The sequence below is a fragment of the Glaciibacter superstes DSM 21135 genome (genome assembly GCF_000421145.1).
GTDB lineage: Bacteria > Actinomycetota > Actinomycetes > Actinomycetales > Microbacteriaceae > Cryobacterium > Cryobacterium superstes.
On record NZ_ATWH01000009.1, the window covers coordinates 128,345 to 147,858 of the forward strand.

Consider the following 19,514-nt stretch of genomic DNA (forward strand, 5'->3'; position numbering starts at 1 on the left):
TACAACTTCATAGCGTCGTAGACACTACCGGCTGCGACATCCGTTCGTCAAACACGCCGCCGGCCGGCTCGCCGAACCGTGACTTGAGCACGTTCCCGACGCTCGGGAAGGTGCTTAACTCGCGGCTCGGCGAGACTCCCGAGGGTGCGACGCGGGTGACGGATGCCGCGGCGCGGCTCAGGCCGGCAGGTGCAGAGCAGAGGCGGTCGCGGCCAGTGACGCGGCGGCGGTGTCCCGGTCATCGGAGAGCTTCGTGCCGAGCGAGGGGATCATCTCGCGGAGCTTCGGCTCCCAGGCGGCATACTCGTCTGGGAAGCAGGTTTTCAGCAGGTTGACCATGATCGGAACGGCGGTCGACGCGCCAGGGGACGCACCGAGCAGCCCGGCAATCGTGCCATCGGCCGCGGTGATGACCTCGGTGCCGAACTGGAGCACGCCGCCCTTGTCAGCATCCTTCTTCATCACCTGCACGCGCTGGCCGGCGGTGATGATCTCCCAATCGTCGAGCTTCGCGGTCGGCATGAACTGCTGCAGCGCCTTGAGCTTGGCGCCGCGAGTGGCGACGAGTTCGCCGACGAGGTACTTCATCAGGTCGAAATTGTGCCAGGCGACGGCGAGCATCGGGCCGAGGTTGTGCGCCCGCACCGAGAACGGCAGGTCGAACCAGGTGCTCGACTTCAAGAACTTCGGCGAGAATCCGGCGTACGGCCCGAACAGGAGCGAGGCCTCGCCGTCGACAACGCGGGTGTCGAGGTGCGGAACCGACATCGGCGGGGCGCCGACGGATGCCTTGCCGTACACCTTCGCCTGGTGCTGCGCGACGATCTTGGGGTTGCTGGTCTTCAGGAACTGACCGCTGATCGGGAACCCGCCGAACCCCTCGATCTCGGGAATCCCGCTGTTCTGCAGCAGGGCAAGTGCGCCGCCGCCCGCACCGACGAAGACGAATCGGGCGTGAACTTCACGGCGGGTCTGCCCGACCGTGCGCAGCAGTTTGACGCGCCACGTGCCATCCGTCTGCTGCTTCAGGTTTGTCACGTGCTGGTTGAGGTGCAGTTCGGCACCCTGCTCGACCAGGTTGTCGAACAGGAAGCGGGTGAGCGCACCGAAGTCGACATCGGTGCCTGAAACGATGCGGGTGGCGGCGATCTTCTGGCGCGGGCTTCGCTTCTTGGTGAGCAGCGGGGTCCACTCGCCGATCTTCGCCGGATCATCGCTGAACTCCATGCCCTGGAACAGCGGCTGGTCTTTGAGCGCCTCGTAGCGCTTGCGCAGGTATTCGACGTTGGCCTTGCCGCGCACAAACGTCATGTGCGGCGTGGAGTTGATGAACTTCTCGGGCTCTGGCAGTGCGCCGGTGGCGACGAGGTGCGACCACAGCTGGCGGCTGATCTGGAACTGCTCGTTGATCGCGACGGCCTTGTCGGCGGTGACGGTTCCGTCTGGCGCCTCCGGCATGTAGTTCAGTTCGCAGAGGGCGGCGTGGCCGGTGCCCGCGTTGTTCCAGGGGTTCGAGCTCTCCTGCGCAACCTCGCCGAGGCGTTCGAAGATCTGGATGTTCCAGTCGGGCTGCAGGTGCTTGATCAGGGTGCCGAGGGTGGCACTCATGATGCCGCCCCCAATGAGTACGACGTCGATGGGGGCCTCTGAATTCACGCTTTTCAGTCTATCGCGGCAAACGGATGCCTCCTGCCGGGCGCGGTTTTACGGCCCGCCTGTGCTCGCTGGCCGCCTCGCGGCCCGGCCCACGCGCCCGGAATCGCTGTATCCACCCAGAATCGCAGCTAGAGCGGCGACTCCCGGCGCGAACGGCGATTCCCGGCCATCAGCCGGCTGCCGGCAGGGACGCCCGAACCGTTTTGACCTCAGCCTCGGTGAGTGGCACCCACGGCGAGGCGTCTGGGCCAGACGAGGCCGCGTCGGGGCTCTCACCCTGGTTCCACCACTTCGACTCGTACGGCACCCCCTCGAAGAGCACGCGGTCACCCTTGTTGAATTGCGTGGTCCCGCTCCAGTCGGGGTAGGTGCCGACCGGCAGCGTCGGCTGCTCGAACGGCTTCTCCCCCGGCAACACCGGCCCGATCAGCGTCCAGGGCGTCTCCCACTCGTTGAGAACCGGGTTGTCGGGCAGATCTCCGCGGGTCCACCACTTCGCCTGGTACACGTTCTGGTGCCAGACCACCTTCGTCCCCTCGAGGAACGACGCTTCCTCTGACCAGATCATGTACGGGCTGGTCTCGGGGTCGTCGACGGGTGTCTCGATGCGGTCGGCCTCGTCGGTCGTCACCGCCGTAGCAGAGATCTCCGGTCGGCCGGTGAAGCCCGTCGCCAGGGTCACCGCGAATGTCGCGTCACCCTGCTCGATGCCGCTGCAGGCATCCGATACCCGCTTCACGTCCGCGTAATTGGATCCACAGGTCACGTCGCGGTTCAACGACCACATCGACATGCGGCCGATCCGCTTCTCCTGCGCGAACGCGTTGAGCTTCTCGGCGTCCGCCAGGCTGAACACCTCGGCCGGAACGTCGTTCTGGCCGATCATCGGCGTCGCCCCGAGCTTCGACCACAGGGTCGCCTCCGACAGGTCGGTGCCGGCCCGTGAATACAGTGTGCCGAGTTGCCGCTTCGTCGACGTCAACGCCTGGATCGACGCCTCCGCCATGCTCATCGTGGCTTTCTTGCTGCTCCCGTAGTCCATTGTCATCACGTTGACACCGGCCAGGTCCACCCCGGCGACGAGCATCTGGCTGACGGCGGTTGTGCCGTCTTCGGTCAGCCCAGACGGTGCAACGGGCAAGGTCAGCCACACGGCGAGGTCGTCGCCAGCCGCACGGCGCTCCGACTGCAACCGGCTGATGGCATCCGCCCGCCGTTTTCCCGCCGCGACATCCGTGAGGTTGCCCGCCTCGATATCGAGATCAATGGTCGTCACATCGTACCGATCGAGCACCGCCGCATATGCGTCGACGAGCTTCGACTCATCCTCACAGCCGGTCGCCAGTTCGTCGTTCAGCAGACCGCCGAACGACACGATCGCCTGGCCGCCCAGCTGCTGCAGCCGTGCCAGCCGCCGGTCGAGGTCGAGAACCTCGGATGCCTCATCCAGCGAATACGCGGCGCCCCACGTCGGCGTGCACGCGTCATCCTTGTCGGCGACGATGAATGACAGCACGACGTCGCGGGTCGCGTCGCCTTTCGGCGTCTCGAAATTGAAGGCTGGGGTTGCTGTGACGTCGGCGTACCCGGCGAACCAGGGGTCGAACGACTCCGTCGCCTGCGCTGAGTTCCACCACTGCCAGCCGACGTACCCGCCGCTGGCGAGCACGACGACCAGCATCGCCGACAACACAATGCGAAGCTTCGACAACCGGCGGCGTGCCACGGGCTGCGCCGGGGGCGACGGCGAGGGCGAGACAGGGATCGGATCCACGGAGCTCATGCTGCCTTCCCCTGCGCCTGGTGAGCGAATGCGTCTTCCTCGAGTCGCGCCGCGGTGAGCAGTTCCAGTCCGTCAGGCAGCCCGTCGTCGCCATAGCCGTGGTAGATCACGGCCCGCCAGTCCATCGACGGTTCCGGCGCGACAACCGCCGCCGTGGCCGTTGCCGTTGCCGTACGCGGCAGCTTCTCAACGTAGAGCCACTTGGTCAGTCCGAGCCAGACGTCGACCAGTGAGTTCCAGACGCCGATGTTCGCGAGGATCGCCGTGGTTGCCAGAAGCGCGTTGAACCCGGCGAACGCGGCGTTGCCCCAGTTCTGCGCCAGGATGTCGCGCCACAACGTGAGCGCGGAGAACGCGACGATGAGGTACGGAGCCACGACATAGAGCAACGGAGCCGCAGTGCGATTCTTCACCTTCGGGGTGCGCACGAAAGGGATCTTCTTACTGGTGATCGCCTGCTCGAGCGACTTCAGAACACCCGCCAGATTCACCGGAAGCAAGACCAGGTTGAACCCGTAGATACGGAAGATGTCGCTGAACCGGTAGCCACAGTAGCGCAGGTCGCTGCCCATGGCCAGGAAGTATGGGAGAGCAGCCAGCAGCACGACCGGACTCAGCAGCCGGCTGTCATACGGGTAGACCAGGAGGAAGATCAGTCCGAAGCTGGCCCACGCGATCGAGGTCATGTAGTTCACTCGAAGACACAGTTCGATGAGGCTGACCGGATGCCCGGCGCGCCCCCGTGCGCGAACCTGCCGCCACAGCTTCGGAAGGATCAGCAGGCCGCCATTGGCCCATCTGCGGCGCTGCACGATCAGCGAGCCGAAATCGGGCGGAGTGGCGCTGTAGCTCAGCCGTTCGGGGTAATTGACCAGCGTCCAGTCATGGGTACCGAGGTCGATGCTCGACTCGGTGTCTTCGATGACCGTACGGTCCTGAACGTAGCGACGCACCTCGAAACCGCCGACGGTCTCCACTTCGACGATGTCTTCGAGGGCACGCTTGCGAATGACCGCGTTCGCGCCCACCCAGAACGTCGCCCCGTAGTAGGACATGCCCTGGTGCAGGATGTGCTGAATGTCGGTGGTCGCACCGGCCAGCCGCTCGATGCGGGTCGGCGCCCCACGAAACGACGAGTACGGCGTCTGGGTGACAGCGACACGAGCGTTGGCGGGCTGTTCCAGGAAGTAGACCAGCCGCAGGCAGTAGTCGCGCAGCAGCAGCGAGTCCGCGTCGAGGGTGAGCAGGTATTCGGAGTCCGGCACGACGAAATCGGCGTACTCGGCTTCGGCGACCGGGCGCAGGATCGTTCCGTCCGGTCCTTCCTCACGGCGGAAACGGCGACCCATGAGGCCGATGTAGGCGTTGAGGTTCATCGCCTTGTTGGCGTCATGCGACAGTGAGGCGAACTGCTTGCGTTCGAAGGTATCGAGCTCTGCCGAGAAGGTCCAGACGAGGCGGCGGTGCAGCTCCAGCATCCGCTGCGGTGACGGTGAAGCATTGTCGTTGGCCGCAGCATCCAGGGCGACAGCCGTGACGGTCAGTTCCGCGGCGAGACCGCCGAGAACCTGCTCGCAGAAGAACGTGTCGACGTGGTCGGTCACGTTCTCGGCGGCAGCCATCGTGAGCAGCCAGCGCGCTGCCCAGCGATAGTTCGCCGCGAGTTCGAGCACGGCCTCCTGGCTCACGTCAGGCTTCTCTGCCAGTTCGAGCTCGCAGAGCGTCAATTCGTCCCTGAACCGGGTGCGGGGCTCCGCGAGTGCGTCGGCGATTCCCTGGGCGATGCCGCGGGACTGGGCGAGACGCGCGGCGACGGCCGGGTCGGTGGGATGCGGCGGGTCGTCCAGGAGCAGCACCACCCGAAGGTCGGGATATTCCTGCAACGCCGCCGACCACAACGTGGCCCGCACGACAGCAGGCTCCTCGCTGTACGACGGCACCAGCACCGTCATCGAACCCGTGTGTTTCGCGAAGTGACTGTCGAGTTCGGCACGTGGCACCCGCACATGGTCGCGGAAGCGCTGCAGCGCTCCTTGCCTGGCCACCAGGTACATGAGCGCGGAGAAGGTGAGGAAGGTCACAACGATCACGTACGAGATGGCCTCAGTGGTGAACCGGAAGCTCTCGGTTCCGTTGTTCAGGAACTGTCGCATGATCGTGTAGATCAGGTAGCCGAGCCACGAGGCGATGGTGGCGACGATAGCGAGCCGCCCCCAGGTGATCTTGGAGTCGCTGGGCCGCTCGTGGACGGTGGGGAGCGGCTGAGTGGTTCGTTCAGCACCCCATTGGCGCTTCCTGGCAGGCGAAGTTACGGGCTTCGAAGGCATCGGGCATCCTCAGATCGGTACGCATGATCGGGACTCGTCGTCCCATACACAGGTTCGCGTGCTCTCCGCAACGTTCGACCTTAGTAGGCACAGGCGCACCCAAGGATTTGCTCAAGATTGCCGCCGCGGTCGATCGCCTGTATGCGATGACGCGTGGCGAAAGCGGCGCTAGGAGCGGGGCCGGACGCGCTCGTAGATCTCGAGGAAGCGCTCCACCGGAACTGACGCAACCGTGCGGCGCACGATGTCGAGGTCGACGTCGTCGAGTTTCTTGAACCGCAGGCAGCTCTTGCCCATATTGAGCGTGCGCCCGGTGGCCGCCCACTCTGCACGGAAGGCGGCATCCGCTTCTGGATCGCTGTAGAGCCCGGTCAGGTACAGCGAGTTGTAGTTCTTCTGCGCGGCAAGGCCGACGTAGGCCAGCGGCTGCTTGTTGTAGGTGTTCGGGTACGTCTCGAGCGGAATCACCCAGCCGGGCATTCCCCAGCCCATGACGAGTTCGTATCCCTCCGGCACGGATTCGCAGAGCGCGTCGAAGACCGGACGGACGACGGCGCGCTTCTCCGGTGTGAGGCCGCCGAAGTAGCTCTCAACGTCGGCGGGTATCGGCTGCGTGGTCATGGGTCCATGGTAATCAACGGGCCGCGCATCAGGCAGCAGCGATGCCCGCCATGACCAGCCCGACACCAGCCGTGACCAGCCCCGCGGTCAGCGAGACGACGCCGATCCAGAGCAGCCAGATCGCCCGGCCGGGCTTCTGCGGGTCGCGGCCGAGCACCGAGAGGAAGAACCCGGCCGGCATCAGTATTGCGGCGATCGGAACACCGGTGCGCGCGAGCCACTCCCAGCCGCCGGCCAGCGGCGCCTGGTCGATCAGCGCCAGGATCACGAGGCTCAGCACCAGAAGAACCGCGGCATGTGCGTGGCCGGCGCGGTAGAAGTTCTTCTGAAGCGTGTTGGCGGTCACCTTGCCCCCCACCACTTTGGTGAGAAAGTACCCGCCAGACTCGACGGTGACGAGTGCCAGCAGGAGGATTCCAGCAAGGGTGAGGGTCGCGGCAGAGAGCATGGCGGTTCCTTTCAGGGTGACGGATGCCGCGGCATCCGTTCTTCTTCGATTCGCACGGTACTAGATAGTTGCAGGATTAGATAGTTGCAGTATCTAATACTAGATACCTGTACTATCTAATGCAAGACACAACCGAGATTTAAGACACAACCGAGATTTAAGACACAACCGAGATTGAGGTGAAGAGAATGCAGATTTCGCACTTGGCAACCGAATCTGGCGTCGGCATTGCCACCATCAAGTTCTATCTGCGCGAGGGACTCCTCCAGCAGGGCGATGCGGTCAGCGCTACGCGTGCCGACTACGGCCAGGCGCATCTCGACCGTCTTCGGTTGATCAAGGCGCTCACCGGTGCGGCCGGACTGCCGGTGCAAAGGGCCGGGGAGGTTCTCGCGATCATCGATCACCCCGATGGGTCGCTCTTTGAGATGCTCGGCCGCGCCGTGGCAGCGTTGCCGCCGTATGCCGATGCCGAGATCGCCGCTGACGGTGCTGCGGCAGATGATGCTGGCGCGCCGCGCGACTACCCCCGTGCCAGGGCCGCACTCGCCGAGCTCGGCCAGCTCTACGACCCGCGCTACGCCGCGGTTGCGCAACTCGACCAGGCCCTCGCTGCTGCCGAGTCGGTGGGGATGCCGGCCTCTTCGGAGCGTCTCGCAGCCTACGGAGTGCATCTGAAGGCGATGGCCGAGATCGACCTCGCGTCGGTCACCGAGGCCGAGCCGGCGGCATCCGTCGAATATGCGGTGCTCGGCACCGCACTCTACGACCCGGTGATCCTCGCACTGCGGAGGCTGGCGCACCAGGACCTCGCCGCCCGCCGGCTCGGCGTCGACCAGGCCGCGATCGACTCACGGCAATAGTTCGCGATCGGCCAGTTCGCGATCGGCCGCCCAGGCCCGCGTAGGATACTGATCAGATGGAAACTCAGGGGGACGACCGCCGCATCGCGGTGATCATCGAAGATGACGCCGACATCCGTCATCTGCTGGAAACCGTGCTGACGCAGGCCGGATTCGAGGCGATCGCGACGGCCAACGGCGCCGACGGCGTCGAGGCGGTGCGCACCCGCTCGCCCCTGGTCGTGACCCTCGACGTCAGCATGCCGGGTATGGACGGATTCGAGACGGCCAAGCGCATTCGCGCGTTCAGCTCGGCCTACATCGTGATGCTCACCGCCCGCAACGAGGAGATCGACACCCTGCAGGGGCTCGAGGCCGGCGCCGACGATTACATCACCAAGCCGTTCCGCCCGCGTGAACTGCGGGCGCGCATCGAGGCGATGCTGCGTCGTCCGCGTCAGACGGCGACGGATGCCGGTTCGCCGGCCTCCGGGTCTGCCTCCGCCGCTACGACGGCCGGCACAGCGACAACAGACCAGGCCATCACCGCTAACGACGCCGCTGCCAGCGGCGCGATTGCCGGCACCGGCGCCCGCCCAGATGGTGACTGGCTGGAGCACAACGGCCTGCGTGTGAACCCCGACATGCGACTGGCGCTGCTCGGCAGAGACGGAGCCGAACACGAGCTTGAGCTCACCCGCACCGAGTTCGACCTGCTCGCAGCCCTTGTGGCGTCGAGACGCCGCGTGCGCAGCAAGAGCGACCTGGCCCTGCTGTTGCGCGGTGAGAGCTATGTCACCGACCACTATGTGAGCGACGCAGACAAGCGCGCCGTCGAGGTGCACATGGGAAACCTGCGTCGCAAGCTCGGTGACAGCATCACGTCGCCGCGCTGGCTGGAGACCGTGCGCGGTGTCGGCTACCGGCTGGCCGCGCCAAGCGAGCGCTGAGCTCCCACCGCTGACCGCGCCGCCGTTAAGACTCCAGGAAGCTGTTCAGCCAGGCGCAGGTGCGCTCACCGACGATGATCAGCTGCGGAAGCCGCTCGCGGCATCCGTTCACGTCGCCATCGGCGAGCAGGGCGAGCATCACCGTCGCTGCCGCCTCCAGCCGAACCGCGCCCAGAATGCCGCAGCTCGATCGGATACTGAGCAGCGCGATGTGGGCTCCGCCTGCATCCGGCGCGGCGAGCACCTGTGCCAGCCTCCGGGATCGGGTATCCCAGAGGTCGACAAAGTCCGCGACGAATCGACGTTGTGCGCCCCGGTCTCCGCCGAGCTGCGTCAGCAGCAGACGAAGGGCGCCGGGTTGGACGACGTCGTTCACACCGCGCGGCCTGGGCGTGTGTGAGCTGGGCGGGTGTGAGTGCGGTGTGCCTGAGTGCGGTGTATGCGACAGCCGGCAGAGGCGCCCCCGATTCGGGTAGCGGGAGCGCACTCTGCTTCGACCATCTTCAGTGCCAGGTCGGTCTCGCCGCGTCGAGGGGACGCGGGGTGACTTCGTACCGGGGACATGACGTTCACTGTGCTCCCCCAAGCTCAGGTTTCCAGCCGCCACGGCGCAGGAGATCCTCAAGTGTCGCTCAGGAATTGCGCAGCTACCCGGTCCCGCGCTGAATCGGCACGTCAGGCGGGCAATTCCCGGGTGGCGATGTCGTTGCCACCGCTGACCTTGACGGCCTCGATGGCCGAGCCGACGGCATCCGTCAACAGCACCAGGTCATGCCCGTTATCGTCAGTGTCGGCGGTGCCGAAGCTCGCGGTCAGGCGAATCTGCTGGCCGGCCGGCAACGGTTCGTCGACCAGGGCGGTCTGGATGCGCTCGGCGATCGCACGGCCGTCGGCAACGGATGCCGCTGGCGCCAGAATCAGGAAGCGCCCAGAACCTGGGTGTCCGATCACGGCCATCGGGGGCACGGCTCGTCGCAGCGTGGCGGCGAATCCCGCGATCGCAGCGTCACCGGACTCGCGCCCGAAGGCGGTGTTCAGTTCGGGAAGCCGGTCGATGTCAGCACCGACCAGCGCGAGCCGGAGTCCGGAGCGCGCTGCGCGATCGACGTGGTCGGCGGCAGCCTGGCGGAACGCGGCGGCTGAGAGCACGCCGGCCGCCGAGTTGATTCCGACGGCAAGGTCGCCGACGGCATTGCCGCCGGTGCGCTCAGCCCGCAGAACGGAGACCGACACGGTCGCGATGACGACGAACGCCATGTTCACAACCGACGTGGTGCCGGTGCCGAAGTACGTCTCGAACACGTGTGTCTCCGGCCCCCCGGCCAGGAAGACGACGGCTCGCACGGCCATATAGAGTGCGACTCCCCAGAGTACCAGGGCGAGCATGCGGCCGCTGAGGTTGCGGCGCAGGCGGGCGCGGAGGGCTTCGAGACCGCCGAGCGTGCCGACGATAGTGATTCCGACCCACACGGAGACGGCGCCGGCCCACTCGCCGATCGGAACCTGCACCAGCGAGACGACGAGCACGACGCCGGCAATGATCAGCACCAGCTCGAACCCCGAACGGCGCCCGTTGTAGAGCCGGGCACCCGACCAGAGCGACCCCACGACCAGGATCATGGCCACATTGCCGACGGTGATGCCCCACCACGCGTCTGTGACGCCCGCATTGGTTCCGTAGCCGACCGCGGCGATGATGCCGGCGATGAACGCGAGGCTCCAGACGCGACCTGGCGGGTCGTTTCGATTGAACGACGTGTTCAGAATGAACAGCAGCCCGCACAGCACGGCCACCAGGCTGGTGACGAACATGAGGGTCAGTGTGTCCAGCGTCATTCGTTGCCTCTCGGTAGTGTGGCGATTGCCGTGGTCCCCACGCCGCTGGCCGATTCGAGCCGCAGGTCGCCGCCGTGCTGGCGCATGATGTCCCTGCTAATGCTGAGGCCGAGGCCGGTGCCGTGCACGCTCGACCCACGCACGGAATCAGCGCGATAGAAGCGGTCGAACAGGTTCCTCTGCTCGTCGTCGCTCATTCCCTGACCGGTGTCGGTGACGCGCAGCTGCACTTCGTCTGCGCTCGCCCGCACCGCCACCCTGATGCGGCCGGAACGCACGTTGTACTTGATCGCATTCGACAACAGGTTGTCGACGACCTGGCGCAGGCGGAACGCGTCGGCCTCCGTCTCCACTGCCACGAGCTCATCGACCTCGATGACGATGTCGCGCTCCGCCGCGAGCGGCCTGGCCGATTCGACGGACTCGGCGACGACGTCAGCCAGACTGCATGGGGCGAAGGCCAGCAGGAGCGCGTGCTGCGAGTCGCCGGCGGCCGTGAGCAGATCGGCCACCAATGCCAGCAACCTGTCGGCGTTTTTGGAGGCGACCGTCAGCATCCGTCTCGTGCCGTCTTCGACGCGTTCGTCGTCGAGGGCCAGTTCCAGGTAGCCGAGCACCGAGGTGAGTGGGGTGCGCAACTCGTGCGAAACGGATGCGACGAGGTCGTCCCTGGCCTGGATGGCGCGCAGTTCTGCCGTCACGTCCCTGGAGACGAGCACTGCCCCATCGAAACGGCCGGCGTCGTCCTGCAGCGGCCGGGCGGAGACCAGCAGGGCGGCCTGGGTCGAACCGGGTTCCCCAACCCAGACGGTGACGCGGTCGACGGTCTCACCCGCGAGCGCCCTGGTGAAGGGTCGCTCCGAGTCCGCGTACGGCGTTTCGCGGTCTTCGCGGTGCACGACGGCAGGCAGGAGGGTCCCCTCCTGAACGCCGAAACGGTGCATCATCTCTTTCTGAGCGCGGTTCTGCAGCACGACCGCGCCGCTGCCTTCGGTGCTGACAACGCCGAAGTCGATGGCGTCGAAGATCTCGACCTGCAGTCTCTCCTGCCGCCGGGAACGTTGGAGGGCCACCTCGAACAGGCCGGCCTGCTGGGTCAGGAGAACGCTCTGAGCCCTGGCCCGCCGAGTGGTGATGTACGTCGCGGTGGCCACAAAAGCGAGCACGATCGGCATGATGGCGAGCCGCGGAATCTCCTCAGTCGGCACGATCGAATTGCGCAGGGCGGCACCGCCCCAGAGCAACACGGCCGTGATCAGCACGCTGCCCACCGCTCCCCTGAAGCCAAAATGAGTGGCCATCCAGATAACAGGGAAGACCAGCAGGAACGTGGCACCGAGAAGCGGCTGGGCCTCGCGGATCAAAACGATGGCGACGATGTCGAGCACCGGCAGGAGTGCGATCCAGCCCTTGGGAACGAGGCGCCACGGCACGGCAGCGGCCAGACCGGTGACGCCGAACACGATGACCACTCCGTAGAAGTACAGCGGGGCGCTGATCGCTGCCGGGTCGACCACCACCGAAACGCCGACGAGGAGCAGAAGGGCGCCGGCCACCAGCAGCTGGGTCAGAAAGACGGAGCGCTCCACCCGTGCGCCTGCGCCGCGGCTTCGCAGCGTCATTCCCGTATCCCCCATGGGTTGAGCGTAGCAATCGGCGGGCGGCGTTCACGCCCGTTTCGACTGCACCCGAATGATGGCGTCGCTGCCGTTCTCCTCAAGCCGTGCGAGGGTGTTCTCGAAGGTCTCCGGCACCCCGTAGAAGAAGCCCTGGGCGCTGCGGATGCCGAGTGCACGCAGGTGACCGGCCATTCCGGCGTTCTCGACCCCTTCGACGATCATCGAATACTCGAGATTGTCGCCGAACCCCTGCAGCGCGGTCAGCACTTCACGCTGACGGATGTCCTCCAGGTCGTCGACCAGGCTGCGATCGATCTTGAGGATGTCCATCGGCAAGCGCACCAGCGCATCGACCGACGAGTCGAGCGATCCATAGTCGTCGAGCGCGATCATCAGGCCTGCGTCTCGAAGCACGTCCGCCTGCGCACGCACAGCCGCCGAGACCCGCGCAACTGACCTCTCGTTCAGCTCGAGGCAGAGAGTGATGCTCGGGTAACTTCTGGAGAGGTCGGCGACGAAGTCGCCCATCCGTTCTGGGAGAAGCTGGCCTGCTTCGAGGTTGACGGTCATGCAGGCGATGCTCGGTTCGAGCAGGCGGAACTCTGCTGCGGCCGTCATCGCCTTGGTGGCGACCAATCTGCTGAGCGCGTCAAGGCGACCCAGTCGCTTCGCCTTCTCGACGAAGGATGACGGCGCGATCACGCCGAACTCGGGGTCGGTGTAGCGCAAAAGCGCTTCGAACGCCCAGATGCGGCCGGAGACCAGGCTCACGATCGGCTGGAAGGCCAGTTCGATGCGGTCGTCGTCGATGGCACGCGCCACGGAGTCGTTCAGCCGGGTCGACCGGTGTTCGGAGACGTTGATGGAGCTCTCGCGAGCCGGACTGCCCCTGCGATTGTTCTTCTTGATGGCGAGCATGCTGCGGTCGGCTTCCCTCACCAGTGCGGTGACGTCGGCTTCGCGATGCGCGGAGTAGGACAGACCGATGCTCAGCACCGGAACCAGCGTGACGCCGTCCAGCACGATCGGCATGCTGCAGGAGGACATGAGCGACTCCGCCACGAGCTTTGCTTCGGCCAGGCCGCCGAGTCCGGTGAGCACAACGACGAATTCGTCGCCACCGACGCGGGCGACCAGGTCATCCGGGCGAACGGAGCTTTGCAGCCGACGGCCGAGCTCCCGCAGGATCTCGTCGCCGATGTGATGACCGTGTCGGTCGTTGATCCGTTTGAATTCATCGAGGTCGAGAAACAGTACGGCGATGGATTCCCCGTAGCTGCGGTTGTTGTTGACATTGGCCAGCGCTTCGTTGAATGCGCCGTAGTTCGGCAGGGCCGTCAGCGGGTCGGTGTTGGCACGGAGGGCCAGCCCGCCGAGGTCGGCCCTGACGCCGGCGACGACGTCGGCAGCGTGGGCCAGTGCGGCGATGGACTGGTGGTCTTCGCCGGTGAAGGCCAGGTCCATCGCGTCGCGGTGTGCAACGAGATAACCGGGCCGGGCGAAGCAGGGCGAAGCAGGGCCCACGTCGGCGCTGACGATAGGGCTGGCGACGTCGCTGACGACAGCGACCGGAGCGCCGGCCTGGCCGGCCGTGGGTGGCAGGTCCTGCAGGGTGACCGACAGGGCGCCGACTGATGTCTGTACCGCCTGGCGAAGTGCGTCAGCCAGAGTGCCAGCGGGTGCAGGGGCGGTGGTGCCGGCCGGCTGTGTCTGGCCGGCCAGCTGCATTTGGGCCGGGATCGCCCGCAAGTCGCTCTCGCTGAGAGCGGCCGTTCCGCCGATCAGTCCGACCAGGCGGCGGCGCCTGCCGGCATTCGCCATCGTCAGCCCCACGCCACCGGCGCACAGGGCGAGCACCAGAAGCACAGCGACAACGCTGAGAGAGTGGTCGCTCCCGGCAAGCAGTGGAAGACCGCGTTCGACCCAGCCTGCCAGGACGAAGCCGGCTGCCGCCCCCACCGCTGCGGCGCCGAGCAGCCTGAGCGGAGACAGGTCGCGCACCAGACCGAGTCCGGGCGCCGGCGTGACCCAGCGCATCCGTGCCAGTTCAACGGCAACGACCACAACCAGGTAGACGACGATGGCGATCGCCACGGCGCCGGTACGGGTGAGGCCGACGGCAACGAGTGGCACCTCTGCCAGGGCTGCGATGGCCGTGGCGGATGCCGCGAGTGCCGACGAGTAGGCGGCGACGCGTGGGCGCCGCGTGGCGCCGAAGTCGACGATCAGCACGCCGAGCGCGATGGCGCCGATCACGACATCCGAGGCTAGCGCCGGGGTGGCGACCGCAAAAACCAGCACCGGCAGGCTGACCAGCGGGGAGCGGTGCGCGAAGCGCCCAATGGGAAAGAGGCAGGTCGCCAGCACCGCGGCACAGACCGTCGCGACCAGGGCCACCGACCAGGAGGACGGTGGGCCGGAAACGAGGGTGAAGACAGCGCGCGCGACGAATGTGACCACGACGACGACACAGATGGCGAACACCACGAGTCGCGCGCGCGACGTTCCCCACAATGCGCCCACAGCGTCACACTAGTACAGCCCTGCCGCGGCGGTCTGTGCCGCGTGCGGGTGACGTGGCGGCAGTCAGGCAGCGACAGCGATGTATGGGTGTTGTGAGGTTTCGGCGATTCGCCGTATGGATTCCGTTAGGGCCGTGATTCTGCCGAGAACACGGGTATCTAATCAGATGTTGCGCCCGAGACCGGGTGGCCGTGTGCCCCTCCGGGCATCGCGTGAGACGTTTCCCGAAGGAGCCCGTTTTGCTTGACATTGTTTACGTGCTCGGCATCATTGCCGTGTTCGTGGTGGTCGGCCTCGTTGCCAGGGGGGTCGAGAGGCTGTGATGTTCTTCTCCCTCCTTGCCGCTGGCCTGGGTATCGCCGCCATCGTGTACCTCGTGTACGCCCTCGTGAAACCGGAGCGTTTCTGAGATGGACGTTCTCTTCGCACTCCTCCAGGTCGCCACCCTTGCGCTGATTCTTGCTCTGCTGTATCGCCCGCTCGGCGAGTACATGGCCCGCATCTACACCTCGAAGAACGACCTCAAGATCGAGCGGGTTTTCTATCGCCTCGTTGGCGTGGATTCCTCCAGCGAGCAGACCTGGCAGGCGTATCTGCGCGGGGTGCTCTGGTTCTCTGGCGTTGGACTGATCTTCGTCTACCTCCTCCAGCGCTTCCAAACGGTGCTGCCCTACTCGCTCGGCCTGCCCGCCGTGCCAGAGGGGCTCTCCTTCAACACGGCAGCCTCGTTCGTAACCAACACCAACTGGCAGTCCTACTCTCCGGAAGTCACTGTGGGCTACACCGTGCAGATCGCGGGCCTCGCGGTGCAGAACTTTGTCTCTGCTGCCGTCGGCATCGCCGTGGCGATCGCGCTGGTTCGCGGTTTCTCGCGGCGTCGTTCCGGCACGATCGGCAACTTCTGGGTCGACCTGACTCGCGGCACGCTGCGGCTGTTGCTGCCGATCTCGGTGATCGGTGCGATCATCCTCATCGCCGGGGGTGTGATCCAGAACTTCAACGGCTTCACCGAGATCTCCACTCTCACCGGCGGCACCCAGTCCCTTCCGGGCGGGCCGACCGCATCGCAGGAGGTGATCAAGCACCTCGGAACTAACGGTGGAGGCTTCTTCAACGCGAACTCGTCGCACCCGTTCGAGGATCCGACTGCGTGGACGAGTCTGATGTTTAGCGTCCTGATGCTGATGATTCCGTTCTCACTCCCGCGCACCTTCGGACGCATGGTCGGGGACAAGCGCCAGGGATACGCGATCCTCTCAGTGATGGCGACTTTCTACATCGCGTCGGTCGCCATCCTCTCCGCTCTGGAACGTGTCGGTGCCGGCACGGCTCCTGCGCTCGCGGGAGGTGCGATGGAGGGCAAGGAACAGCGTTTCGGCATCTTCGCCTCAACTTTGTTCGGGACGACCAGCACGCTGACCTCCACCGGTGCGGTGAACTCGATGCACGACTCCTACACGGCGCTCGGCGGCATGATGCCGATGCTGAACATGATGCTCGGCGAGGTCGCGCCGGGCGGTGTCGGCTCTGGGCTCTATGGGATGTTGATTCTTGCCGTCATCGCCGTGTTCGTCGCGGGGCTCTTGGTCGGCCGCACTCCGGAGTATTTGGGTAAGAAGATCAGGCCGAGAGAGATCAAGCTTGCGAGTCTCTACATTCTGATCATGCCGACGCTTGTGCTCGTCGGTACGGCGCTGAGTTTCGCGATCCCCGGTATCCGGGAGGATGTGGTGTCCACGTCGATCTGGAACCCCGGCAATCACGGCCTCTCCGAGGTGCTCTATGCGTTCACTTCGGCTGCGAACAACAACGGCTCCGCGTTTGCCGGACTGACCGCGAACACGCCGTGGTTGAACACCGCGCTCGGTTTGGCGATGTTGTTCGGACGCTTCATCCCGATCGTGTTCGTGCTCGCCCTCGCTGGCTCTCTCGCCGCTCAAGACAAGGTACCTGCCACAGCAGGAACGTTGCCTACCCACCGACCGTTGTTCGTCGGCCTCCTCATCGGTGTGACGGTTATTGTGACCGCCCTCACCTTCTTCCCAGTGCTCACACTGGGTCCCCTCGCAGAAGGGCTGCTGTAAACCATGTCTACCACCACCGCACCATCATCGCCTCGGAAAACTCCCGGGCAGAAGACGCCAGAGCAAAAGACACCAGTCAAGCCGCGCGCGGCCTTCAGCCTCGCCACACTTGCCGAAGCATTGCCTGGCGCATTCCGGAAGCTTGATCCGAGATTGATGTGGCGTAACCCCGTCATGTTCATCGTCGAGGTCGGAGCTGTCCTGACCTCAGCCATCGCTATCGCCGAACCTTTCCTCGGCGGCCCCGAGTCATCCGGCGGTTCGACTATCCCGGGAAGCTTCACGTGGGGTATCGCGGTCTGGCTCTGGCTGACCGTGATCTTCGCGAACCTCGCTGAGTCAGTCGCCGAAGGCCGCGGCAAGGCACAGGCCGATAGCCTGCGCAAGACCCGCACGAGCACCAACGCACACGTGGTTGCTGCCTACGATGAGACCGGCGACCCGGCCGCGACAACAGCGGAACTCGGAGAGTTGTCGTCGGCCGATCTCGGCCTCGGAGACGTCGTGGTCGTCACCGCTGGTGAACTCGTCCCCGGTGACGGTGACATCGTCTGGGGAATCGCCTCGATCGACGAGTCCGCGATCACCGGCGAGTCGGCACCCGTCATCCGGGAGTCCGGCGGTGACCGTAGTGCGGTCACCGGCGGCACCCGAGTGCTCTCGGATCGAATCGTGGTGAAGATCACGTCGAAGCCCGGCGAAACCTTCGTCGATCGCATGATCGGACTGGTCGAGGGCGCCTCCAGGCAGAAGACACCGAACGAGATCGCACTGAATGTGCTGCTGTCGAGCTTGTCGATCATCTTCGTCGTGGTCACCCTCACCATCAACCCGATTGCCTCCTTTGTGTCGGCGGCGGCCAGCGTGCCCGTGCTCATCGCACTGCTCGTGTGCCTGATCCCCACCACAATCGGTGCGCTCCTTTCAGCGATCGGTATCGCGGGGATGGACAGGCTGGTTCAGCACAACGTCCTCGCGATGTCGGGCCGCGCCGTTGAAGCCGCCGGAGACGTGACCACACTGCTGCTGGACAAGACCGGGACGATCACCTACGGCAACCGCCAGGCATCCGAATTCGTTCGGCTGGCAGGGGTGCGGGAGCAAGAACTCGTGCGCGCCGCGGCCATCTCCTCGCTGTCAGACCCGACACCGGAGGGCAAATCGATCGTCGACCTGGCCCGCGCCCAAGGCGTGGATGTGGGAGAAACGGCCGCTGGCGACATCATTCCTTTCACGGCGCAGACCCGCATGTCCGGGCTGGATCAGCCGGACGGCACTCAGATCAGGAAAGGTGCAGGATCGTCGGTAATCGCGTGGATCGAAAAGGACGGGCGCGCGGCTAGCTCAGTGCTGGCCGATCTCAATGATCAGGTCGAACGGATCTCTCAGAGCGGCGGCACCCCTCTCGTCGTGGCGGTGAAGTCGCCAGGAGAGGAAGGGCGAATCCTCGGCGTCGTGCACTTGAAGGATGTCGTCAAGGACGGGCTGCGCGAGCGCTTCGCAGAACTGCGGGCGATGGGCATCCGCACGGTCATGATCACGGGCGACAACCCGCTGACCGCGAAGGCGATCGCCACCGAAGCCGGGGTCGACGACTTCCTCGCCGAGGCGACGCCCGAGGACAAGATGGCGCTCATCAAAAAGGAGCAGGAGGGCGGCAACCTCGTCGCAATGACCGGTGACGGCACCAACGACGCACCCGCGCTCGCACAGGCGGACGTCGGCGTGGCGATGAACACGGGAACCTCCGCAGCCAAGGAGGCCGGCAACATGGTCGACCTCGACTCCGACCCGACCAAGCTCATCGACATCGTCCGGATCGGAAAGCAGCTGCTCATCACACGCGGCGCGTTGACGACCTTCTCGATTGCCAACGACATCGCGAAGTACTTCGCGATCATCCCCGCGATGTTCGCCGGGGTGTTCCCGGGGCTGATGGTGCTCAACATCATGCAACTGCACTCCCCGGCATCGGCGGTGCTCTCGGCGATCATCTTCAACGCGATCGTAATCATCGTGCTGATCCCTCTGGCCCTGCGAGGAGTCAAGTATCGGCCGCTGAACGCATCCCGCATCCTCGGCAGGAACCTACTGATCTATGGGCTCGGCGGCGTGATCGCCCCGTTCATCGGCATCAAACTGATCGACCTCGTTGTCAGCCTGATTCCCGGATTCTGATCCCGCCCGTCGAATAGAAAAGGAAGAAGAACATCATGAGTTCACCACGCACGGGGCTACGTACGGCGGGAGTCGCACTTCGCGCCATGCTCGTCCTCACCGTCGTCCTCGGCATCATCTACCCACTGGCGATCACCGGGATCGGCCAACTCGCCCTGCCCTGGCAGGCGAACGGTTCCCCCGTCAAGGTCGGTGACAAAACTGTCGGATCCGCGCTCATCGGCCAGTCGTTCGCCGACGCTGACGGCAACCCGCTTCCCGAATGGTTCCAGCCGCGACCCTCCGCCGCCGGCGATGGATACGATGCAGGAGCGTCCAGCGGCTCGAACTGGGGGCCAGAGAACCCGGACCTGATCGCTGCCATCAAGGAACGCAAAGCGCAGATCGCCGAGTTCAACGGGGTCGACCCGGAAGACATTCCGGCGGACGCCCTCACGGCATCGTCCTCTGGGCTCGACCCGCACATCAGCCCCGCGTACGCATTACTGCAAGTAGCACGGGTTGCCGCCGAACGACACCTTGCTGCGGAAGACGTTCGAGCGCTGGTCGAAGCTAATATTCAGGTCAGGGACCTCGGATACCTGGGCGAGCCGACCGTGAACGTTCTGCGGTTGAATATCGCCGTTGATGAGTTGAAAGGCTAGACC

The 19,514-nt window shown here is 65.4% G+C and carries 15 protein-coding genes; 6 read left to right on the forward strand and 9 right to left on the reverse strand.

What is annotated here, in order from left to right; all coding sequences use genetic code 11:
• Positions 1-177: 177 nt before the first annotated feature.
• The 5 genes from K323_RS0113740 to K323_RS0113760 form a co-directional block, all read right to left on the reverse strand.
• Positions 178-1,665, reverse strand: coding sequence for a malate:quinone oxidoreductase (locus K323_RS0113740; protein WP_026851647.1), 1,488 nt, complete (start codon positions 1,663-1,665; stop codon positions 178-180).
• Positions 1,666-1,825: 160 nt separating this feature from the next.
• Complete coding sequence (locus K323_RS0113745) at positions 1,826-3,439, reverse strand: chitinase (protein ID WP_022885860.1); 1,614 nt, start codon at positions 3,437-3,439, stop codon at positions 1,826-1,828.
• The gene (locus K323_RS26155; RefSeq protein WP_022885861.1) at positions 3,436-5,766 is read right to left on the reverse strand and encodes a glycosyltransferase family 2 protein; all 2,331 of its coding nucleotides are present in this window, start codon (positions 5,764-5,766) and stop codon (positions 3,436-3,438) included. The genes K323_RS0113745 and K323_RS26155 overlap by 4 nt, the downstream gene beginning before the upstream one ends.
• Before the next feature lie 168 nt (positions 5,767-5,934).
• Positions 5,935-6,387, reverse strand: a complete 453-nt coding sequence (locus tag K323_RS0113755; RefSeq protein WP_022885862.1) for a DUF1801 domain-containing protein — start codon at positions 6,385-6,387, stop codon at positions 5,935-5,937.
• Positions 6,388-6,415: 28 nt separating this feature from the next.
• Positions 6,416-6,835, reverse strand: a complete 420-nt coding sequence (locus K323_RS0113760; protein WP_022885863.1) for a hypothetical protein — start codon at positions 6,833-6,835, stop codon at positions 6,416-6,418.
• A gap of 188 nt (positions 6,836-7,023) precedes the next feature.
• Between K323_RS0113760 and K323_RS26160 the strand changes: the two genes are divergently transcribed.
• Both K323_RS26160 and K323_RS0113770 read left to right on the forward strand, forming a co-directional pair.
• Positions 7,024-7,698: a MerR family transcriptional regulator gene (locus K323_RS26160; protein ID WP_022885864.1), complete on the forward strand. Its 675-nt coding sequence runs from the start codon at positions 7,024-7,026 to the stop codon at positions 7,696-7,698.
• Between the two features lie 56 nt (positions 7,699-7,754).
• Entirely contained in the window at positions 7,755-8,627 is an 873-nt protein-coding gene (locus K323_RS0113770; RefSeq protein WP_022885865.1) for a response regulator transcription factor, read from the forward strand.
• 25 nt (positions 8,628-8,652) lie between these two features.
• On the opposite strand, the gene K323_RS0113775 is transcribed toward K323_RS0113770, so the two are convergent.
• The 4 genes from K323_RS0113775 to K323_RS28950 form a co-directional block, all read right to left on the reverse strand.
• A complete protein-coding gene (locus tag K323_RS0113775) occupies positions 8,653-9,003 on the reverse strand; it encodes a hypothetical protein (protein ID WP_022885866.1) in 351 nt (116 codons plus the stop codon).
• 299 nt (positions 9,004-9,302) lie between these two features.
• A complete protein-coding gene (locus tag K323_RS0113780; protein WP_022885867.1) occupies positions 9,303-10,463 on the reverse strand; it encodes a GGDEF domain-containing protein in 1,161 nt (386 codons plus the stop codon).
• Entirely contained in the window at positions 10,460-12,100 is a 1,641-nt protein-coding gene (locus K323_RS26165) for a sensor histidine kinase (RefSeq protein WP_084697319.1), read from the reverse strand. The genes K323_RS0113780 and K323_RS26165 overlap by 4 nt, the downstream gene beginning before the upstream one ends.
• A gap of 30 nt (positions 12,101-12,130) precedes the next feature.
• Complete coding sequence (locus tag K323_RS28950) at positions 12,131-14,605, reverse strand: putative bifunctional diguanylate cyclase/phosphodiesterase (RefSeq protein ID WP_022885869.1); 2,475 nt, start codon at positions 14,603-14,605, stop codon at positions 12,131-12,133.
• Between the two features lie 322 nt (positions 14,606-14,927).
• On the opposite strand from K323_RS28950, the gene K323_RS26175 reads away from it, so the two are divergent.
• Genes K323_RS26175 through kdpC form a run of 4 tightly spaced genes read left to right on the forward strand, consistent with a single transcriptional unit; the run spans position 14,928 to position 19,511 of the window.
• Complete coding sequence (locus tag K323_RS26175) at positions 14,928-15,014, forward strand: potassium-transporting ATPase subunit F (RefSeq protein WP_033373121.1); 87 nt, start codon at positions 14,928-14,930, stop codon at positions 15,012-15,014.
• A 1-nt stretch (position 15,015) separates the two neighbouring features.
• Positions 15,016-16,689 (forward strand): potassium-transporting ATPase subunit KdpA, encoded by a 1,674-nt coding sequence (gene kdpA / locus K323_RS0113805; protein ID WP_022885870.1) that lies wholly within the window; start codon positions 15,016-15,018, stop codon positions 16,687-16,689.
• 3 nt (positions 16,690-16,692) lie between these two features.
• Positions 16,693-18,867 (forward strand): potassium-transporting ATPase subunit KdpB, encoded by a 2,175-nt coding sequence (gene kdpB / locus K323_RS0113810; protein ID WP_022885871.1) that lies wholly within the window; start codon positions 16,693-16,695, stop codon positions 18,865-18,867.
• 35 nt (positions 18,868-18,902) lie between these two features.
• A complete protein-coding gene (kdpC, locus tag K323_RS0113815; RefSeq protein ID WP_022885872.1) occupies positions 18,903-19,511 on the forward strand; it encodes a potassium-transporting ATPase subunit KdpC in 609 nt (202 codons plus the stop codon).
• Positions 19,512-19,514 lie beyond the last annotated feature (3 nt).